Source organism: Leyella stercorea, from assembly GCF_021531655.1.
Genome location: NZ_JADYUF010000010.1, coordinates 1 through 16,546, shown reverse-complemented (window position 1 = coordinate 16,546; position 16,546 = coordinate 1). Strand labels below are relative to the sequence as shown.

At 47.6% G+C, this 16,546-nt stretch carries 10 protein-coding genes and 2 tRNA genes; 4 read left to right on the top strand and 8 right to left on the bottom strand.

Translation table 11 applies throughout. The features are described 5' to 3' along the window. Positions 1–19: 19 nt before the first annotated feature. The 3 genes from I6E49_RS04370 to I6E49_RS04360 all read right to left on the bottom strand — a co-directional run bounded on the left by I6E49_RS04370 (position 20) and on the right by I6E49_RS04360 (position 7,716). A complete protein-coding gene (locus I6E49_RS04370; RefSeq protein ID WP_235400673.1) occupies positions 20–2,833 on the bottom strand; it encodes a S9 family peptidase in 2,814 nt (937 codons plus the stop codon). 94 nt (positions 2,834–2,927) lie between these two features. Next, positions 2,928–4,484 (bottom strand): RagB/SusD family nutrient uptake outer membrane protein, encoded by a 1,557-nt coding sequence (locus I6E49_RS04365; protein ID WP_235400672.1) that lies wholly within the window; start codon positions 4,482–4,484, stop codon positions 2,928–2,930. Between the two features lie 31 nt (positions 4,485–4,515). Continuing rightward, positions 4,516–7,716 (bottom strand): SusC/RagA family TonB-linked outer membrane protein, encoded by a 3,201-nt coding sequence (locus I6E49_RS04360; RefSeq protein WP_302216425.1) that lies wholly within the window; start codon positions 7,714–7,716, stop codon positions 4,516–4,518. 883 nt (positions 7,717–8,599) lie between these two features. Here I6E49_RS04360 and I6E49_RS04355 point away from each other — a divergent pair. The 3 genes from I6E49_RS04355 to I6E49_RS04345 all read left to right on the top strand — a co-directional run bounded on the left by I6E49_RS04355 (position 8,600) and on the right by I6E49_RS04345 (position 13,820). Next, positions 8,600–10,375: a biotin/lipoyl-binding protein gene (locus I6E49_RS04355; protein ID WP_235400670.1), complete on the top strand. Its 1,776-nt coding sequence runs from the start codon at positions 8,600–8,602 to the stop codon at positions 10,373–10,375. Between the two features lie 9 nt (positions 10,376–10,384). After that, positions 10,385–10,930 carry an HDIG domain-containing metalloprotein gene (locus I6E49_RS04350; protein WP_235400669.1) on the top strand — a complete coding sequence of 182 codons (546 nt, stop codon included), beginning with the start codon at positions 10,385–10,387 and terminating at the stop codon, positions 10,928–10,930. Between the two features lie 76 nt (positions 10,931–11,006). After that, complete coding sequence (locus tag I6E49_RS04345) at positions 11,007–13,820, top strand: putative LPS assembly protein LptD (protein ID WP_235400700.1); 2,814 nt, start codon at positions 11,007–11,009, stop codon at positions 13,818–13,820. A 556-nt stretch (positions 13,821–14,376) separates the two neighbouring features. On the opposite strand, the gene I6E49_RS04340 is transcribed toward I6E49_RS04345, so the two are convergent. The 4 genes from I6E49_RS04340 to I6E49_RS04325 all read right to left on the bottom strand — a co-directional run bounded on the left by I6E49_RS04340 (position 14,377) and on the right by I6E49_RS04325 (position 15,981). Beyond that, positions 14,377–14,450: transfer RNA gene (locus I6E49_RS04340), tRNA-Arg, on the bottom strand. Positions 14,451–14,528: 78 nt separating this feature from the next. Beyond that, entirely contained in the window at positions 14,529–15,041 is a 513-nt protein-coding gene (locus I6E49_RS04335; protein WP_235400667.1) for a hypothetical protein, read from the bottom strand. Positions 15,042–15,080: 39 nt separating this feature from the next. Continuing rightward, a complete protein-coding gene (locus I6E49_RS04330; protein ID WP_235400666.1) occupies positions 15,081–15,437 on the bottom strand; it encodes a hypothetical protein in 357 nt (118 codons plus the stop codon). 4 nt (positions 15,438–15,441) lie between these two features. Further along, positions 15,442–15,981: an RNA polymerase sigma factor gene (locus I6E49_RS04325; RefSeq protein WP_235400665.1), complete on the bottom strand. Its 540-nt coding sequence runs from the start codon at positions 15,979–15,981 to the stop codon at positions 15,442–15,444. A 115-nt stretch (positions 15,982–16,096) separates the two neighbouring features. Between I6E49_RS04325 and I6E49_RS04320 the strand changes: the two genes are divergently transcribed. Beyond that, entirely contained in the window at positions 16,097–16,324 is a 228-nt protein-coding gene (locus I6E49_RS04320; protein ID WP_235400664.1) for a hypothetical protein, read from the top strand. Positions 16,325–16,474: 150 nt separating this feature from the next. Here the strand turns inward: I6E49_RS04320 and I6E49_RS04315 are convergent. After that, positions 16,475–16,546: transfer RNA gene (locus I6E49_RS04315), tRNA-Asp, on the bottom strand.

The window sequence follows — 16,546 nt, the reverse complement described above, 5'->3', positions numbered from 1 at the left end:
CAAACGTCAACTTGCCGTTTTATTCGGTGAGTTCGGTGCCAAGATACTGTCCCTTGCGTGTAGCCGGCACTCCATACTTCATCCATGCTGGCTCGGGCGCACCCTTCATATAGTAGTCGAAGAACTGCTGCAAACGTATGCTCAAGTCCTTGCAGTTGCGACGCTCCACAAGATTGTGCTCCTCGCGGTTGTACTGCAACATCCACACAGGCTTGCCCAATCGACGCAACGCCATGAAGTACTCAATGCCCTGATACCATGGCACGGCACCGTCGTTGTCGTTGTGCATGATGAGCAACGGTGTCTCCACACGGTTGGCACCGAACAGCGGTGAGTTTTCAAGATACAGGTCGAGTCCGCCCTTGTCCCAAAGGGTTGCTCCAATGCGGCTCTGTCCGTGCTCGTACTGCATCTGTCGACACACACCCGAACCCCAACGTATACCGCCATAGGCTGATGTCATATTGCTCACGGGCGCTCCAGCTCCGGCTGCGCAAAACATATTGGTGCGTGTAACGAGATAGGCAGTCTGATAGCCTCCCCAGCTTTGTCCCTGAATAGCCATTCGTGTGCTGTCGATGAAGTTGAACTGGCTGCACATAGCCTTGGCACCCGACACGATACAGTTGTATGCACTCTCGCCCGGATGACCCACCTTATATACTATGTCCGGAACGAACACTACGTACCCGCGACTGCAATAGAAGGCAAGGTTGACCGTTGAGCGACTCGGACGCGGGTCGATATGATTGTAAAGCGTCTCCGAACGTTTCTCGTAGAAGTAAATCATCATTGGTAACTTGGTTCCCGGCTCAATGCCTTCGGGCACATAGAGCAGTCCGTCGAGCGGAGTTCCGTCGTAAGCCTTCCAGTGTACCAGCTGGGCATGACCCCATAAGTATTGCTTCATCTGCGGATTGATATCGCTCACACACTTCTCATATGCAAAAGCGGCATCGCTCACGTGCATGTTATAGGCATTGCTGAAGTTGCCTTTCTGATAAGCCACCACATCGGCAGCCCCTGCCTTATACACGTTTACGTAACTGAAGGTGTCAAGCACATTCAGACGGTATGAGTTGTTGTCGTTGACACGCACCGTGGCAAATCCGTTCTTCTTCGTAGTCTCGTCGAAGGCTGTCATGTAGAGCAGTGCATTCTCGTCGACAACATTCTTATCGGTCCACAACTTTGAGAGTCGTGGAGCATGGCGGTCGTATACACGATGGCGAAGCTGGATGTTCGACTTGCGTCCATTGCCATTGGTAAGGTTCTGGAATCCATTGCCATCAGGATTGAATTTCCACACATCGTAGCGGTCGCTGATAAGCACGCTCTGGTCGGCATTGGTCCATAAGGGGTCGGTATCATACGGTGGCGGGAAGTTAGGATGGTCGTCGGTCTCGTCGTAGAAGTTTACGCCTGTCTGACGAGTCAGATTCACCGTCTTTCCACTTGTCACATTATAGCAGTAATAAGCCGAATCGCTCAAGTTGTACCAAAGGACATACTTGCCATCGGGCGACGACATAGCCATTGCATTAACCTTCTCAGCAATACTGATGCGCTTGCCAGTGTTGACATTCACCAACGAGATGTCCTTGAACTCATCGTCGTCCCACTGCGACTGTATGTAGTATTTGGTCTTGTCTTGCGACAATGCCCACTCCGAATTGCCTTGATTCATCACAGTCACTCTGTCCCACATGGCTGTTGTGAGCGGAACAATTTGATTGGGATCCGACAGATTGATTACGCTAAGATAAGTCTTGCGCTTGGCATTGGCTACATTCACCTTCTGCTGCGGCTGTATCTGATAGTCCTTATAGTTCCAAATGTCCACCTGCGCAGTCTCAACATCAATGATACTCGAATCATTTGGCGCGATATATGGTGCCACACCTATAAACACACGACGTCCGTCTTGCGAGAACTCGGGAGCACTGTTCTCGTTGAGTCCCCATCCGCTTGGCAGATTACGACTGTAGCCTTGCGGTATAATCTCGCTCGACAGCCCGTTGCTCACATAAAAGAGCGAGCAATGCTTGTTGCCAGTCGTAATGGTGTCGGTAGAAGCAAGGAACACTATCTTACTGCCGTCAACGCTGTATCGAGCACCGCCGTAGTACTTCTTTCCCTGCGAGAGCACCGACATGGTCATTGTAGGCAAGTCGTAGACAGTTGCCGACGACTTGAGTTTCTTGTTCTTCTTGTCGGGATTCACCAGTACCGTCATGCTGCTTGCGTCGGCATTGATAGCATATTCCGACACATTCTTCACCTCGGTCTGCTTGCCAGTGAGTGTATTCACCACAACAAGCACATCACCGTCGAGGCGTTCGCGCGCAGCCTTCTTCTTGTTCTTATTGGGCTTGCGCGAATGGATGTAAGCCACCACATCATTGTTGTCAATGCCCGTCTTGTACGACTTGATGCGCTCGTACTTGCTGATGGTCCACTCGTCGAAATTGATTATGGCGAGCGAATCCTTCGGCATCTTGTCCTTCTTCACCTTGCGTTTTCTGGCATTGCGTATCTCGGCATATGGAGCCTTTATCAGTACGCACGCAGTGCGGTTGTTTGTAGCGATGTTGGCCTTATAGCCACGTGGCAACAGGAGCTCGCTTCCATCGCTCAGTCGTCGCACCACCAGCTGACCGTTGCCCTCCTGCGGATTCACTTCGTACAGAAGGTATCGTCCGTCGGAAGTCATCTGTGTGTTGGCAATACTTTTCCATCCGTCGTACACCGTATGGTCCAACGGCTTTTTTTGGGCATATGCCATTAAGCAAGTAGCCAGACACAGGCCAAGAGTCAACAATTTTCTTTTCATGTTATCATTAGTTATTATTTACGAGAAAAGGGGGAGTGCCACCACGACACGCCCCCACGGGTTCTAATTAAATTATAAATTCACCAATTGCCCATTACTCCAACGGGCTTGAGATAGCTGTATTATAGTCAATCTCCTTGTTAGGAATCACCCATGTCCAACCATTGCTGTCCTGAGGATTGATGGTAACAGCAAACTGTTTATGGAAGCTACCACCATGAGACGCATCGTGGCGCACGATAGGCAATCCCCAACGCTTGTAGTTGAACCAGTCGCGACCCTCGCCGAACATCTCTATACGGTAATAGAGACGTACCTCGTCGAGCAAGTCCTGACCAGTCTTTGTACAAACATAATTTGGATCACGACCCGAATCGTGGTTGAGGTTACACAACAATCCCTGTGCTTCGCTTTCCTTACCAGGCATATGGCAGTAAGCCTCAGCCTCAATAAGATACATTTCGGAAGCGCGGAAAAGAGCAAACTCGCCTACACCAGGCTGTGCCTGTACAAGATGCTTGAACGACATATAGGCAAATACCTTAGTTGTACCATACAACTTGCCTGCAAAATCCTTTCTTGCACGTTTAGCCATAGCTGTACCTGCCAATCCAGTAGCAGGATCGTAGCTTTCACCATCCTTAGGAGCGAGGAACATACCGCGACGAACATCAGTTTCTGGAATCTGATCGTACAATTCCTTGCTGATTGCTACCGGATAGTTACGGCAAATATTGGCACTTGAGTTAGACGACTCAAAAGCAAAGAACTGGTAGAAATAAAGAGTCTCCTCCTCATTGCTATACACATTCCATATCCACTCGTCGTTGTCAGCACTGAATCCGCTTTCAGGATAATCTTTACCAGATAAGAGCGGATGACCCTCGCGCGCCATCTTGGCATACTTGGCTGCAGTAGGCCAATCCTCACGATGGAGGGCTGCATAAGCATACACAGCATAGGCTGCATTAACATCAGGCAGATGCTTCTCGTCCTTACCGCGTTTTATTCCGCATTCGTTGAAGTACTTTATCGCTTCGTCAAGATCCTTATATATCTGCTCATAGCACTGAGCCTGAGTAGATGCAGGCATCTCATCCTTCGACTCGTCAATACGCAATATTACACCACGCGAACTGCCATTGTTGCTGTCCATCCATCGCTTAGAGTACAGCTGCAGCAACTGCGAATAACAATAGGCACGGAAAGTAAGTGCCTGAGCCTTCAAGAATGCTTTCTCTGCGTCAGTGCCAGCAGCATCGTCAGTACGACAGATTACAGAATTGGCATTGCCAATCACCTTGTAATAATAGAACCAAGGATAATAGTCGTACAAAGAAGTTGAACGCTCCAGAAACAGGCTATTGATGATAGACGACCATCCTGTAAGATTGCTCTTCTGGTAGTCGTTGCCAGGATAGTTGCCATACCATGTACGTATTGTACCCTCACCATTACATCCCTGCTGGCCCAGATACTGTTTGGTCATAAGCTTTGACAGACCATTGACAGCCAACTTTACATTGTCGGTAGTTTCGAAGATAGTACCCGTACTGGCTGATGAGTTCGGCTGTAGTTCAAGATAATCGCTACTACATGAAGCTGTGAACATCAATGCACAAGCCGATAATATATATAATGCTTTTTTCATTGTTGCAAGATTTTAATGTCAGTGAAAAAAATTAGAACTTAACATCCAGACCTACTGTGAACACGCGTGGTGTCACAAGATAGTTGTACTGGAAACCGCTGAATCCCTGCTGCGGATTGAGACCTCTACGCTTGGTGCTGGTGAAAGCATTCTCGCAAGCGAAGTTGAAGCGTACCGACTCAAGGGTAAGAGCTTTAACCCATGCCTTTGGCAATGAGTAGCTCATATTGATGTTCTTCAATACAATATAGTTGGCACTGGTAATCCATCTTGAAGATGTTCCGTTGTTGTCAGAGCTTGTAGTACTGTTGACCTGCGGAATGCCACCATACCATATACGGTTGGGCGAATCTTCAGTCATGCCTTCAGGAACACCATTCCAAGAGTTAAGGATATCCTTGTGGTTGTTATAGGCTGAAGTACCTGTAGCCATAAGTCCTGCATATACACCATCATATATCTTGCCACCCAATGAATAAGTGAACATAGCCGACAGGGTAAGGTCGCGGAATCTTACAGACGGTGTGAAACTGCCGTATACCTTAGGAATGGCTGAGCCTTGGAATTCCTTAATGGCATATGTAGTGTTGTTCACATAGTACTTATCGCCGATATGAACGGTCTTCGAGGTGATGTCACTGCCTTTGGGGTTGCCGATTACTGTTCCGTCGGCTGCCTTAACGCAGTAGTCCTCAAGGTTTGCCTTGTACAGAGAGTTACCTGTCATCTGGTCGACACCTACGTATGTGTAAGTAAAGAACTCGTAACGGCTCTTGCCCTCAACAATCTTCTGTGCTCCAGAGATGATACCATCCTTGTTCTGCTCTGGCAACTCTATAATCTTATTCTTGATGAACGAAGCATTGGTTGCGAAGTTAACAGTCCAATCACGACTCTTGTAAATATCTACATCGGTATTGATCTCGATTCCTCGGTTAGAAATCACGCCCAAGTTCTTGGTGATAGTCGATTCTGCCGAACTTGAAGATGTAGCACCTGCTGATAGAGGCAGATATACATCGAAGAGAAGGTCCTTGTTGCGCTTGTCGAAGTATTCAACACTGATGTTCCAACGGTTGAAAAGACGTGCATCAATACCAAAACCAAACGACTGTCCAGTCTCCCACTTAAGTTCGGAATTAGCAAGCTGTGTAAGATAATATGCACCGCTGTTGTGGTTCTGATCGGCTGCATAGAGTGCCAAATAAGAGTAGTAGCCAGCACCTGCGTCATTACCTACCAAACCGTAGTCGGCACGTATCTTCAAGTTGTCGACCCATTCTATTGGCTTCATGAATTCCTCCTTAGAAATAACCCAGTTGGCACCGATACTGCCGAAGTTACCCCAGCGGCTGTCCTTATGGAAGCGTGACGAACCGTCGCGACGGAACGAAGCCTCAAGATTGTACTTCTCCTTATAGTCATAGCGTACACGACCCAGATAGCTCTCTGTGCGATAACGGTCGCTGTAGCCGTCGCCCGATGTCAGGTTGTTGAAATTGCTCAGGTTGTCCTTACCCTCAAATGTCTGATTGGTCTTATAAATATATGTATAGTCATAGAAGTAGCTGTAGTTCTCATGACCGAGCAATACGCTTACGTTGTGGTCGCCAAACTTGTGGTTCCAGTTGAGCTGCTGCTGGAAAGTCCAGTTCTTGTAGCGATAAATGCTTCGTGACGAACGACCATTGTTACCCTTACCGTTACCGATAATGGCATTGTCGTATGAGCGATACTCCTGATTGCGCACGTTCACCTCGCCCTTAACAGTAAATGTGAAGTCGTTGAGGAACTTGAAGTCCATGTATGCTGAACTCTGAAGAGTGTTGCGGAATGTACGGCTCTTGTTCAAGAGGTTCTCCCAAATCACATGGCGGTCGGCATACTGGTTACGTGTCTGTATTACAGAGCCGTCCTCAGCTGTGTACTGTCCGGGGTCAAACTGACGGTTGCCCGATGCGTCCAGACGATAAGTACCGTCAGCATTGTGCAAGTGTACAGGATAGATAGGCGAAATATTGCGGCAATACATAAATACGTTGGTGAAAGAATTTGCATCATCACCACTTGTAGAATTTGTCTTCTGGTGGCTACCCGAAATTGTAAAGCCTGTATTGAACCAATTTCTCGGACGGAAATTCAAAGCAGCACGACCTGTAAGACGGTTGAAGTCAGAATTGGTTACATAACCCTTCTCGTCAAGATAGCCTACAGAGAAGTAATAGTCGCTCTTAGAAGAGGCATGGCTTCCACTGAAGCTGTACTCCTGACGATAGCCACTGCGCACAGCCTCGTCATACCAATCAAGATCTTCGGCATAGCCGTCAAGTATGCGTGCATCAGAAACAAGCTTACCATTGGCATCGAACAATTGGTCGTTAGCCTTGTTGTAGATGTTGAGATAAAGTCTTTCCTTGATAAGGTTGTTAGTGGCATAAGCATTAGCTGTAGCCATATCGTCGCCAGCAGTAATACGTGCATTGCGCATATTCAGCCAGTTGGTCTCCATAAATTCGTTGGCATTGAGCAAGTCATACTCCTTGATACCACGTGAGTATGTACCCTGATTAATCTTCAGGTTGAAGCTCATACGGTCGCCCTTACCACGCTTAGAGGTGATAAGAATAACACCGTTAGAAGCACGGTTGCCGTAGAGGGCGCACGAAGCAGCGTCCTTCAACACTGTGATACTCTCAATATCACTTGAGTTAAGGTCGGAAATGTTACCACCGAAAGGTACACCGTCGAGCACATAGAGAGGACTTGAAGAACCGTTGACGGTACCAAATCCACGAATACGGATTGTAGCCTCTGAACCTGGCTGACCGTATGTACTGTTAATCTGCACACCCGAAGTAGAACCCTCAAGAGCAGAAGTAACGCTCGACACTGGTCGAACCTCAATCTGCTTGCTGTCTACCTGCGAAACGGCACCGGTAAGTGTCGACTTCTTGGCAGCACCATATGCCACCTGCACCAACACTTCATCAAGAGCCTTAGAGTCATTTTCAAGTATTACACGCATGTTCTGGCGAGCCATAACAGTTCTTGACTTCATACCGATGTATGAAATTACAAGTTTTGTACCTGACTTAACATTCTTAAGACTGAACCGACCATACATGTCGGTAACAGCCCCATCATTGGTGCCTTGAACTTTAACAGACGCACCTACGACAGGAGTCTCGTCTTCAATTGAAAGTACTGTACCCGTAATAACGGATTGAGCCATCGCTTTACCCCCCCCAAACAATAAGCTGGCGAAGCAAAGAATTAAAAATGCTAATCTTTTTTCCATAAGCTCTCTCTCTATAAATTAGTATTAATAATGAGGATTCAGTTAGTATATGTAAGTATTTAGGATTGATTTACAAATATTTCGATTTTATTTCGCAAATATAGTGATAATGTAAATACGAAACAAGCAAATGTTTAACAAAATGCAAAAAATACGTATTTTGTATAAATACACCTTACAAATCGAACAATAAGAATATCAATAATTAAAGTTTTATGAAGAAATCATAACACAATGCAACAATAACACCTATTTTTCCACACATAAGCAAACCTAATTTAAAGAAATATTTTAACAAATGATGTTTACTAATATCGTTCGAACAGTTTCGGTTTGTTAAATACTAAGTAAGTGAGCCGAGATGAGCTGATTTCCAATAAAACACCCTTGAAAATCAGACATTTACAAAGTCCTGCAAAAAAAGGAGTCCTTTTGCATTGCAAATGTAGCCCTTTTGCCTCCCAAAAGGACTCCTTTGGCCTCCTAAAAGGACCCCTTTTGAAGTGCAAAAGGACTCCTTTTTTTGAGATATGAATTTTGACTTCCTTCCATATATATAAAGATAACTGAACTATTACTTATCCCATTCCCTCAGTCTCTCCCCACCTCTCAATTATCACGCTGCTAACATTTAACCCTTAACATTACTAAAAATTGCCCCGTAATACCTATGATTTGGATTTTTTTCCCTAATTTTGCACATTTGAAAGATTATGCCTATGTAGCACAGCCGTTTATCGTGCGCCTGTCAGGGCATGGCTTTAGCATATAGAATAAGGTAATCAACGAAAAATCTATAATAATACAAATAATAGATATGAAAAAGAAAATCCAGTTCAGTCTCGTCTATCGAGATATGTGGCAGTCTTCTGGCAAGTTCCAGCCACGCAAAGACCAGTTGGAGCGCATCGCTCCCGTTATCATCGAGATGGGTTGCTTCGCCCGTGTTGAAACCAACGGCGGTGCCTTTGAGCAGGTAAACCTTCTCGCCGGCGAGAATCCTAACGATGCTGTGCGCGCCTTCTGCAAGCCCTTCAACGAGGCAGGCATCAAGACCCACATGCTCGACCGTGGTCTCAACGCTTTGCGTATGTATCCTGTGCCCGACGACGTTCGCGCCCTTATGTATAAGGTTAAGGCAAAGCAGGGTACCAACATCACACGTATCTTCGACGGACTGAACGACGTTCGCAATATCATCCCCAGCATCAAGTGGGCTAAGGAAGGTGGCATGACACCGCAGTGTGCGCTGTGTATCACAAACTCTCCGGTTCACACTTTGGAGTATTACATGAACATAGCCGATCAGGTTATCGCTGCCGGTGCAGAGGAAATCTGCTTGAAGGATATGGCTGGTATCGGCCAGCCCGCATTCCTCGGCAAGCTGACCAAGATGATAAAGGACAAGTATCCCGAAATCATCATACAGTATCACGGCCACTCAGGTCCGGGTCTGTCAATGGCTTCAATCCTTGAGGTATGCAACAACGGTGCCGACATCATCGATACTGCCATCGAGCCGTTGTCATGGGGTAAGGTTCATCCGGACGTAATCTCTGTAATAAGCATGTTGAAGAACGAAGGCTTCGAGGTTCCCGAAATCAATATGTCGGCATATATGAAGGCCCGTGCACTCACCCAGGAGTTCATCGACGACTGGTTGGGCTACTTCATCAACCCCGGCAACAAGATTATGTCGTCGCTTCTGCTCGGTTGCGGACTCCCTGGCGGTATGATGGGATCGATGATGGCCGACCTCGGCGGCATGCGCACCACTATCAACAACGTACGCAAGAAGAAGGGCGAGGACGAACTCTCCATGGACGACCTGCTCATCAAGCTCTTCGACGAGGTGGAGTATGTATGGCCGCGCGTAGGCTATCCTCCACTGGTGACACCATTCTCGCAGTATGTCAAGAACATTGCGCTGATGAACCTTCTCACTATCGAGCAGGGCAAGGGCCGCTTCGTGATGATGGACGAGTCGATGTGGGGTATGATTCTCGGCAAGTCGGGCAAGATTCCTGGCACTATCGATCCTGAACTCGTTGAGCTTGCAAAGAAGCAGGGCCGCGAATTCACCGATGTTGACGCCCACACACTCCTCACCGACGCCCTCGACGACTTCCGCAAGGAAATGGACGAGAACGGATGGGAGTATGGTCAGGACGACGAGGAGCTGTTCGAGCTTGCAATGCACCCCGAACAGTATCGCAACTTCAAGAGCGGACAGGCCAAGAAGAACTTCCTTGCCGACCTGCAGAAGCTCAAGGATGCCAAGCTCGGTGCCAACCTCTCACCCGAACAGCTTAGCGCCTACAAGCACGCCAAGGCCGATGCCATCGTTGCTCCGGTCAAGGGCGACATCTACTGGGAATTCTCCGGCGAAGGCGAGTGCGCTCCTACAGTCGAGCCTTTCATCGGTAAGGAATACAATGAGGGCGACGTACTCTGCTACATCCAGGCTCCTTGGGGCGAATTCGTTGAGGTTCCGGCAGCCTTGGGCGGCAAGATCGTAGAGATAAACGCCAAGCGTGGCTCTAAGGTTTCGAAGGGCGACGTCATCGCTTACATCGAGCGCGAGCACGAGTAAAATCGTAATATGTACCAACAGATTATTGACAAATACTATGGAGGATGCGGTGCGCTGCGCCACATCCTCCTTACTCATAGCCAGTCTGTAGCGCAACGTGCGCTACGGATAGCTGCTATGCACCCCGAACTAAACATCGACACCGACTTTGTTCGCAACGCAGCCATGTTGCACGACATAGGAATAGTACGTGTCGACGCACCCGGTATCGAGTGCCATGGCACCGAACCGTATATACGACACGGCGTGTGCGGAGCCGAAATGCTGCGCGCCGAAGGTCTGCCAGAAAGCTATGCACGTGTGTGCGAGAGACACACCGGAGCCGGACTGACGCTCAATGACATCGTGTCGCAAAACCTCCCTCTGCCACATCACGACCTCCAGCCAGAGACTATCGAGGAGAAACTCATCTGCTATGCCGACAAGTTCTTCTCGAAGACACATCTCGACCGCGAGAAAACCATAGAGCAGGCAGAGAAAAGTCTAAGCAAATTCGGAGGCGAAACTCTCGCCCGCTTCCGCGATATGAAACGTTTGTTTGAGCCGAATTTGTAATCATACATAATAATAAACAGCAAAATTGAGAACCAAGACCGTCATAGCCCTTCTTTTGTGTGCCGTCATTTTCGTGATGGCAGCAGCCGATATGCCCTACTCGCAACGCAAGAAAGTGCGCAAGACTGCACCTGCCGACACCACTGCCGTGGCTGCCGACTCCATTAAGGACAGCATTGCCACCATACTGCGCGACTCGCTGGGACGCGAGATTGTGGACACAACAAAGATGGACTCACTGCAACTTGCAATATATCACCACAACCGCGCTATCGACGACTCCATTCGTCTCGACTCAATCAACCGACAACGAGCCAATGGCATCAACTCGCCCGTAAACTATTCGGCTTCCGACTCGCTCGTGTACGACGCCAAGACAAAGACGGCGAAACTCTACGGACAGTCGACTGTGAAATACGAGAACATGGATCTCGCTGCCGAGAAGATATACATGAGCATCGACTCGTCGCTCGTACACGCCACCGGAACACGCGACACTACCGACTCAACGGGACAGACGCTTATGGGCACGCCTGTGTTCAGCATGGGTCAGGACAAGTATGAGAGCGACACTATGGCGTTCAACTTCAAGACCAAGAAGGGCCTTATCTCAAAAGTATACACCCAGCAGGAAGACGGTTTCCTGCAAAGCGAAATATCCAAGCGCAACGACAACGGCGACATCTATCTGCAACACGGACGCTACACCACGTGCGACAAGAAACATCCCGACTTCTACATAGCGCTGTCGCGAGGCAAGGTGCGCCCGGGCAAGGACGTAACCTTCGGTCCGGCTTATCTCGTTGTGGCTGATGTGCCATTGCCACTGGCTATTCCTTACGGCTTCTTCCCGTTCACCAAGAGCTATTCGTCGGGATTCATCATGCCTACATACGGCGACGAGAACGACCGCGGATTCTATCTGCGCGACGGCGGATACTACTTTGCCATCAACGACAAGTGGGACCTCAAGCTCCTCGGCGAGATATACACCAAAGGCTCATGGGGACTGTCGGCAGCCAGCAACTACAACAAGCGCTACCGCTATTCGGGCAGCTTCTTCCTGAGTTATCAGAATACCAAGACCGGCGACAAGAACATGCCCGACTATTCGGAGCAGAAATCGTTCAAAGTGCAGTGGAGTCATCGCCAGGATTCAAAAGCAAATCCATACAGTTCGCTCTCGGCGAGCGTCAATTTCGCTACATCGAGCTACGAACGCAACAACCTCAACTCGCTGTACAATCCTCAGACGCTGTCGCAGTCGACACGTACATCGTCTGTGTCGTGGAGCACTACGTTCTCAAGCATAGGTCTGTCGCTCAGCTCTACAGCCAACCTCTCGCAGAACATGCGCGACTCTTCAATGTCGGTGACGCTGCCCGACCTCAACATCTCGCTCTCGCGCTTCTATCCGTTCAAGCGCAAGCACGTCGTGGGCAACGAACGCTGGTATGAGAAGATTTCAATGTCGTACACCGGACAGATTTCGAACAGCATCAACACCAAGGAGGAGCGATTCCTCAAGTCGAACCTCATAAAGGACTGGCGCAACGGTTGGAACCACTCTATTCCTATTAGCGGCAACTTCACACTGTTCAACTATATCAACATCTCGCCCTCGTTCAACTTCCAGGACCGCATGTACACGCACAAGATTATGCGCTCGTGGGACGAGACCGCACAAAAAGAGGCGTGCGACACGATATACGGATTCAACAACGTGTACAACTATAACATGTCTATCAGTGCGTCGACCAAGCTCTACGGATTCTTCACTCCGAACCGCAAGATATTCGGCGACAAGATACAGGCCATTCGTCACGTCATCACTCCAAGCGTAAGCTTCAGCTATGCGCCCGACTTCGGACAGGGAAGGTACGGCTATTACAAGACCTATCAGAAGACCAATGCCGACGGTTCGGTTGAACTCGTAGAGTATTCGCCCTATCAGGGTCAGCTGTACGGAGTGCCGGGCAAGGGCAAGACGGGCAATATATCGTTCGACCTATCGAACAATGTCGAGATGAAAATCAAGAGCGACAAGGACAGCACGGGCATCAAGAAACTCTCAATCATCGACGAACTCGGTTTGGCCATGAGCTATAATCTTGCCACCGACTATCATCCGCTGTCGGACTTGACAATGCGCGTGCGACTGAAATGGTGGAAGAACTACACGTTCAATATGACTGCAGTATTCGCTTCGTATGCCTATGAGCTGGACAATAACGGCAGACCATACGTAGGCAACCGAACATTGTGGGGAATGGGCAAGTTCGGACGATTCCAGGGTACATCGCAGAACTTCTCATTCACGCTTACACCAGAGAAGATAAAGAAATGGTTTGGTGGTGGCGACGATACCGAGGACAAGAAAAAAAGCAATAAGGACGACGAGGACGGCATCGATACCGACATAGAATCGAATGTGGACGACACTATGATTGAAGGCCAGCGCGGTGCAAAGAAGAGTGGCGTAGGCAAGGCGGAGACTGATGCCGATGGATATATGCGCTTCAATATGCCGTGGTCGCTGACGTTCGGCTATGGTATCACAATGCGAGAGAACACCGGTGGCAAATTCAATACCAAGACAATGCGCTATCCATACAAGTTCTCGCAAAACCTTAACGTGAGCGGCAACGTACGATTGAGTGACGGATGGAACATCTCGTTCTCGTCTGGCTACGACTTCGACCAGCACAAGATGTCAATGACTACAGCGTCGCTGCAACGCGACCTGCACTGCTTCAACATGTCGTGCTCGGTGGTGCTCGCTCCGTACACAAGCTACAACTTCTCGTTCAGATGCAACGCTGCTACTCTGACCGACGCTCTCAAATATGACAAACGCTCGGGATACAGCAACGCTGTGCAGTGGTATTAAAGCAGAATGATACCCTTCAAGGTATGAATACATATCATTAAAAAAGTGGACTGGCAACAGATTGCCGGTCCACTTTTTTTAATATAAATATACTTGGACAAGTATCATTAATATACTTGGACAAGTATCATTAATATACTTAGGCATGTATTATTAATATACTTGGGCGTTTATTATTAATATACTTGGATTTCGAACATCACTGACTCCATGTCTGAGCAGTTAGTATTTGCATCGCTGCTTGCTCAGGTCATGGCGAGGACGCCATAGCCTCCTACAGTTAACCCTTATTAAACCCAAAAGGAGAGCTATCAAGTGACTCTCCTTAATATTATGTGATCCCGTTGGGATTCAAACCCAAGACCTTCAGAACTTTTTCTCAACCAGGTCTTTCTGCTCTTTATAAGCAAAAAGGTGCAGCTCTTTAAAAGCCACACCTTAATATGTGATCCCGTTGGGATTCAAACCCAAGACCTTCAGAACTTTTTCTCAACCAGATCTTGCTGCTCATTAAACACAAAAGGAGAGCCAACAAGTGACTCTCCTTAATATTATGTGATCCCGTTGGGATTCAAACCCAAGACCTTCAGAACCGGAATCTGACGCTCTATTCAGCTAAGCTACGGGACCTTTGCACATGCTTACTCGTGAGTAAGCGAATGCAAAGGTACAAAATTAGTTTCAAATCAACGACCAACCTACTATTTTTTATTTTGTAGAGTTCTTATTCATTAAGCGTTGTTCATGTTGACCGCGCATAAGGCGTTGTCCGTTCTTGCCCTTACGCTGAGCGAATCGCTTCATCATGTTCTTCTCGATTTCGTATACACGCTGAATCTGCTTCTGCGTCATAAACTTCGAGTATTCCTTATAATACTTCTGTCGGATGTCGAGAATCTTCTCGCTCATTTCGAAGCGCTTCTTGATATTCTGCCCAATTTGCTCCTCATTGTTATTGCCATTGCGACCATTGTTATTGCCATTGCGACAAGAACGCGGACCAAGAGCCCAAATCTCCTTCTGGCATTGTGTATAGGTGTTAATGAACTTGGCTGTAGTCTCGTCATCAAGAGCAAGGTTATTGGCAATATACTTAGCCTGCTTTTCTGAGAGTTGCTCGCGTGTGAGGCGCTGCTTATTGTTGGGAGCCTGAGCGAAAGAATTGACGGTGAACATCGTCATTGCGATGACCAGCATCATTACGTTGAAAATCTTTTTCATAATCAGTGTTTTTTAGTTTATGTTATATATATATTTGCCTTAATTGTTGATGAACACATCATCCTGATACACATCCACGATATAAGCCTGGTCGCACTCGGATAGTTGTGCGAAGGCTTGCTCTACATCCTGAATATCGCTTGAAGCCGTTGGCGTATTGGGAGCTAAGAAATGTATGTTGATGACAAACATTGCTACAACAGCAGCTGCTGCAGACAACGATACAGGCCAAAGCCACTTGCGGACAGTACGTCGATTCGTCTTAATCTTCGTATTCTTCTGTGGCATATCCTGTACGGCATCAAGGATGTTGCTCTGCATCTTGGCGAAGAAATCGTCGGGAGTAGAGTATGGCATGCGTTTGCCCACTTGATTGAAATCGAAATTCTTGTCCATATCCTTAATCATTTGAGTTCATATACTTTATAATTTTATCTTTAGCAATATGATAGCTTGCCTTGATGCTTGTAGCAGTAGAGTCGGCTATCTTGGCTATCTCGTCAAAACCGAGTTCGTCATAGTAGCGTAGGTTGAAAGCCAGCTGCTGCTTGGGTGGAAGTGTTAGAATCGCCTTTTGCAACTTCACCGCAAGCTTGTCGGCATAGTCAACATAATTATCAGAAGCTATAATGTCAACACCTGTCGTAACCGAGTCGAGCGAAATTGTCTCCTGACGACGCTTACCGATGAGTCGCAACGCTTCGTTGGTAGCAATGCGGTATAGCCAAGTGCGCAATGAGCTGTCGCCACGAAACTGTTCGAGCGACAGGAACATCCTTACAAACGTCTCTTGTGTGGCATCCTGGGCATCATCGTGCGACACCACAAGTCGGCGGATGTGCCAGTAGAGAGGCTCCTGATACTTGCTCAGCAGCATCCTGATGCCTGTCTCCCGGCTTGCGTTCAGTGTTTTTATTATATCATTGTCGTTTATCGTCATAGCCTCAACTTCTATCTGTTACATCTATTTGACCTCGATAATGATGAAAAGTAAAAATGAGGGTGTGAAATTCTTTGTCCAAATATTTGACGGCCGTGTCTAATGTCAATATCAAATGATGTTGGGACTCAATCTTGGATATGATTATGATAATGTTGCGATAGTTTCGATTTCACAACTGAATTTCCGCAACGGAATCCTCGTAGCAGGCATCGTGACGATGATTATCGCCCTCTTCGGATTGGTGGGCTATACGAGTGATGAGGTGTTGTTCTTGTTGGTTTTTATCATCGAAAAAGTGTATTCTCCTTCAGAAATCCGCAAAATGTCTGGTGTAATCTAACAAGATAAATGTATCGTTAAGGAATGAAGATGTGGGAGGCTATTTCGGCTCACCCGATAAGGCTCTCGTCGGCATAAGCCAATAAGTTCTTTGGCAAATGTATATATACAAAAAATGAGGGGCTTAATTAAAAGCTCCTCATCTAATCAGCGGTGCGTACGAGACTCGAACTCGTGACCCCATGCGTGACAGGCATGTATTCTAACCAACTGAACTAACGCA

Coding starts and splice junctions, on each gene's coding strand:
- I6E49_RS04370 (WP_235400673.1), bottom strand. CDS start 2,833: ATGAAAAGAAAATTGTTGACTCTTGGCCTGTGTCTGGCTACTTGCTTA.
- I6E49_RS04365 (WP_235400672.1), bottom strand. CDS start 4,484: ATGAAAAAAGCATTATATATATTATCGGCTTGTGCATTGATGTTCACA.
- I6E49_RS04360 (WP_302216425.1), bottom strand. CDS start 7,716: ATGGCTCAATCCGTTATTACGGGTACAGTACTTTCAATTGAAGACGAG.
- I6E49_RS04355 (WP_235400670.1), top strand. CDS start 8,600: ATGAAAAAGAAAATCCAGTTCAGTCTCGTCTATCGAGATATGTGGCAG.
- I6E49_RS04350 (WP_235400669.1), top strand. CDS start 10,385: ATGTACCAACAGATTATTGACAAATACTATGGAGGATGCGGTGCGCTG.
- I6E49_RS04345 (WP_235400700.1), top strand. CDS start 11,007: ATGGCAGCAGCCGATATGCCCTACTCGCAACGCAAGAAAGTGCGCAAG.
- I6E49_RS04335 (WP_235400667.1), bottom strand. CDS start 15,041: ATGAAAAAGATTTTCAACGTAATGATGCTGGTCATCGCAATGACGATG.
- I6E49_RS04330 (WP_235400666.1), bottom strand. CDS start 15,437: ATGGACAAGAATTTCGATTTCAATCAAGTGGGCAAACGCATGCCATAC.
- I6E49_RS04325 (WP_235400665.1), bottom strand. CDS start 15,981: ATGACGATAAACGACAATGATATAATAAAAACACTGAACGCAAGCCGG.
- I6E49_RS04320 (WP_235400664.1), top strand. CDS start 16,097: ATGATGTTGGGACTCAATCTTGGATATGATTATGATAATGTTGCGATA.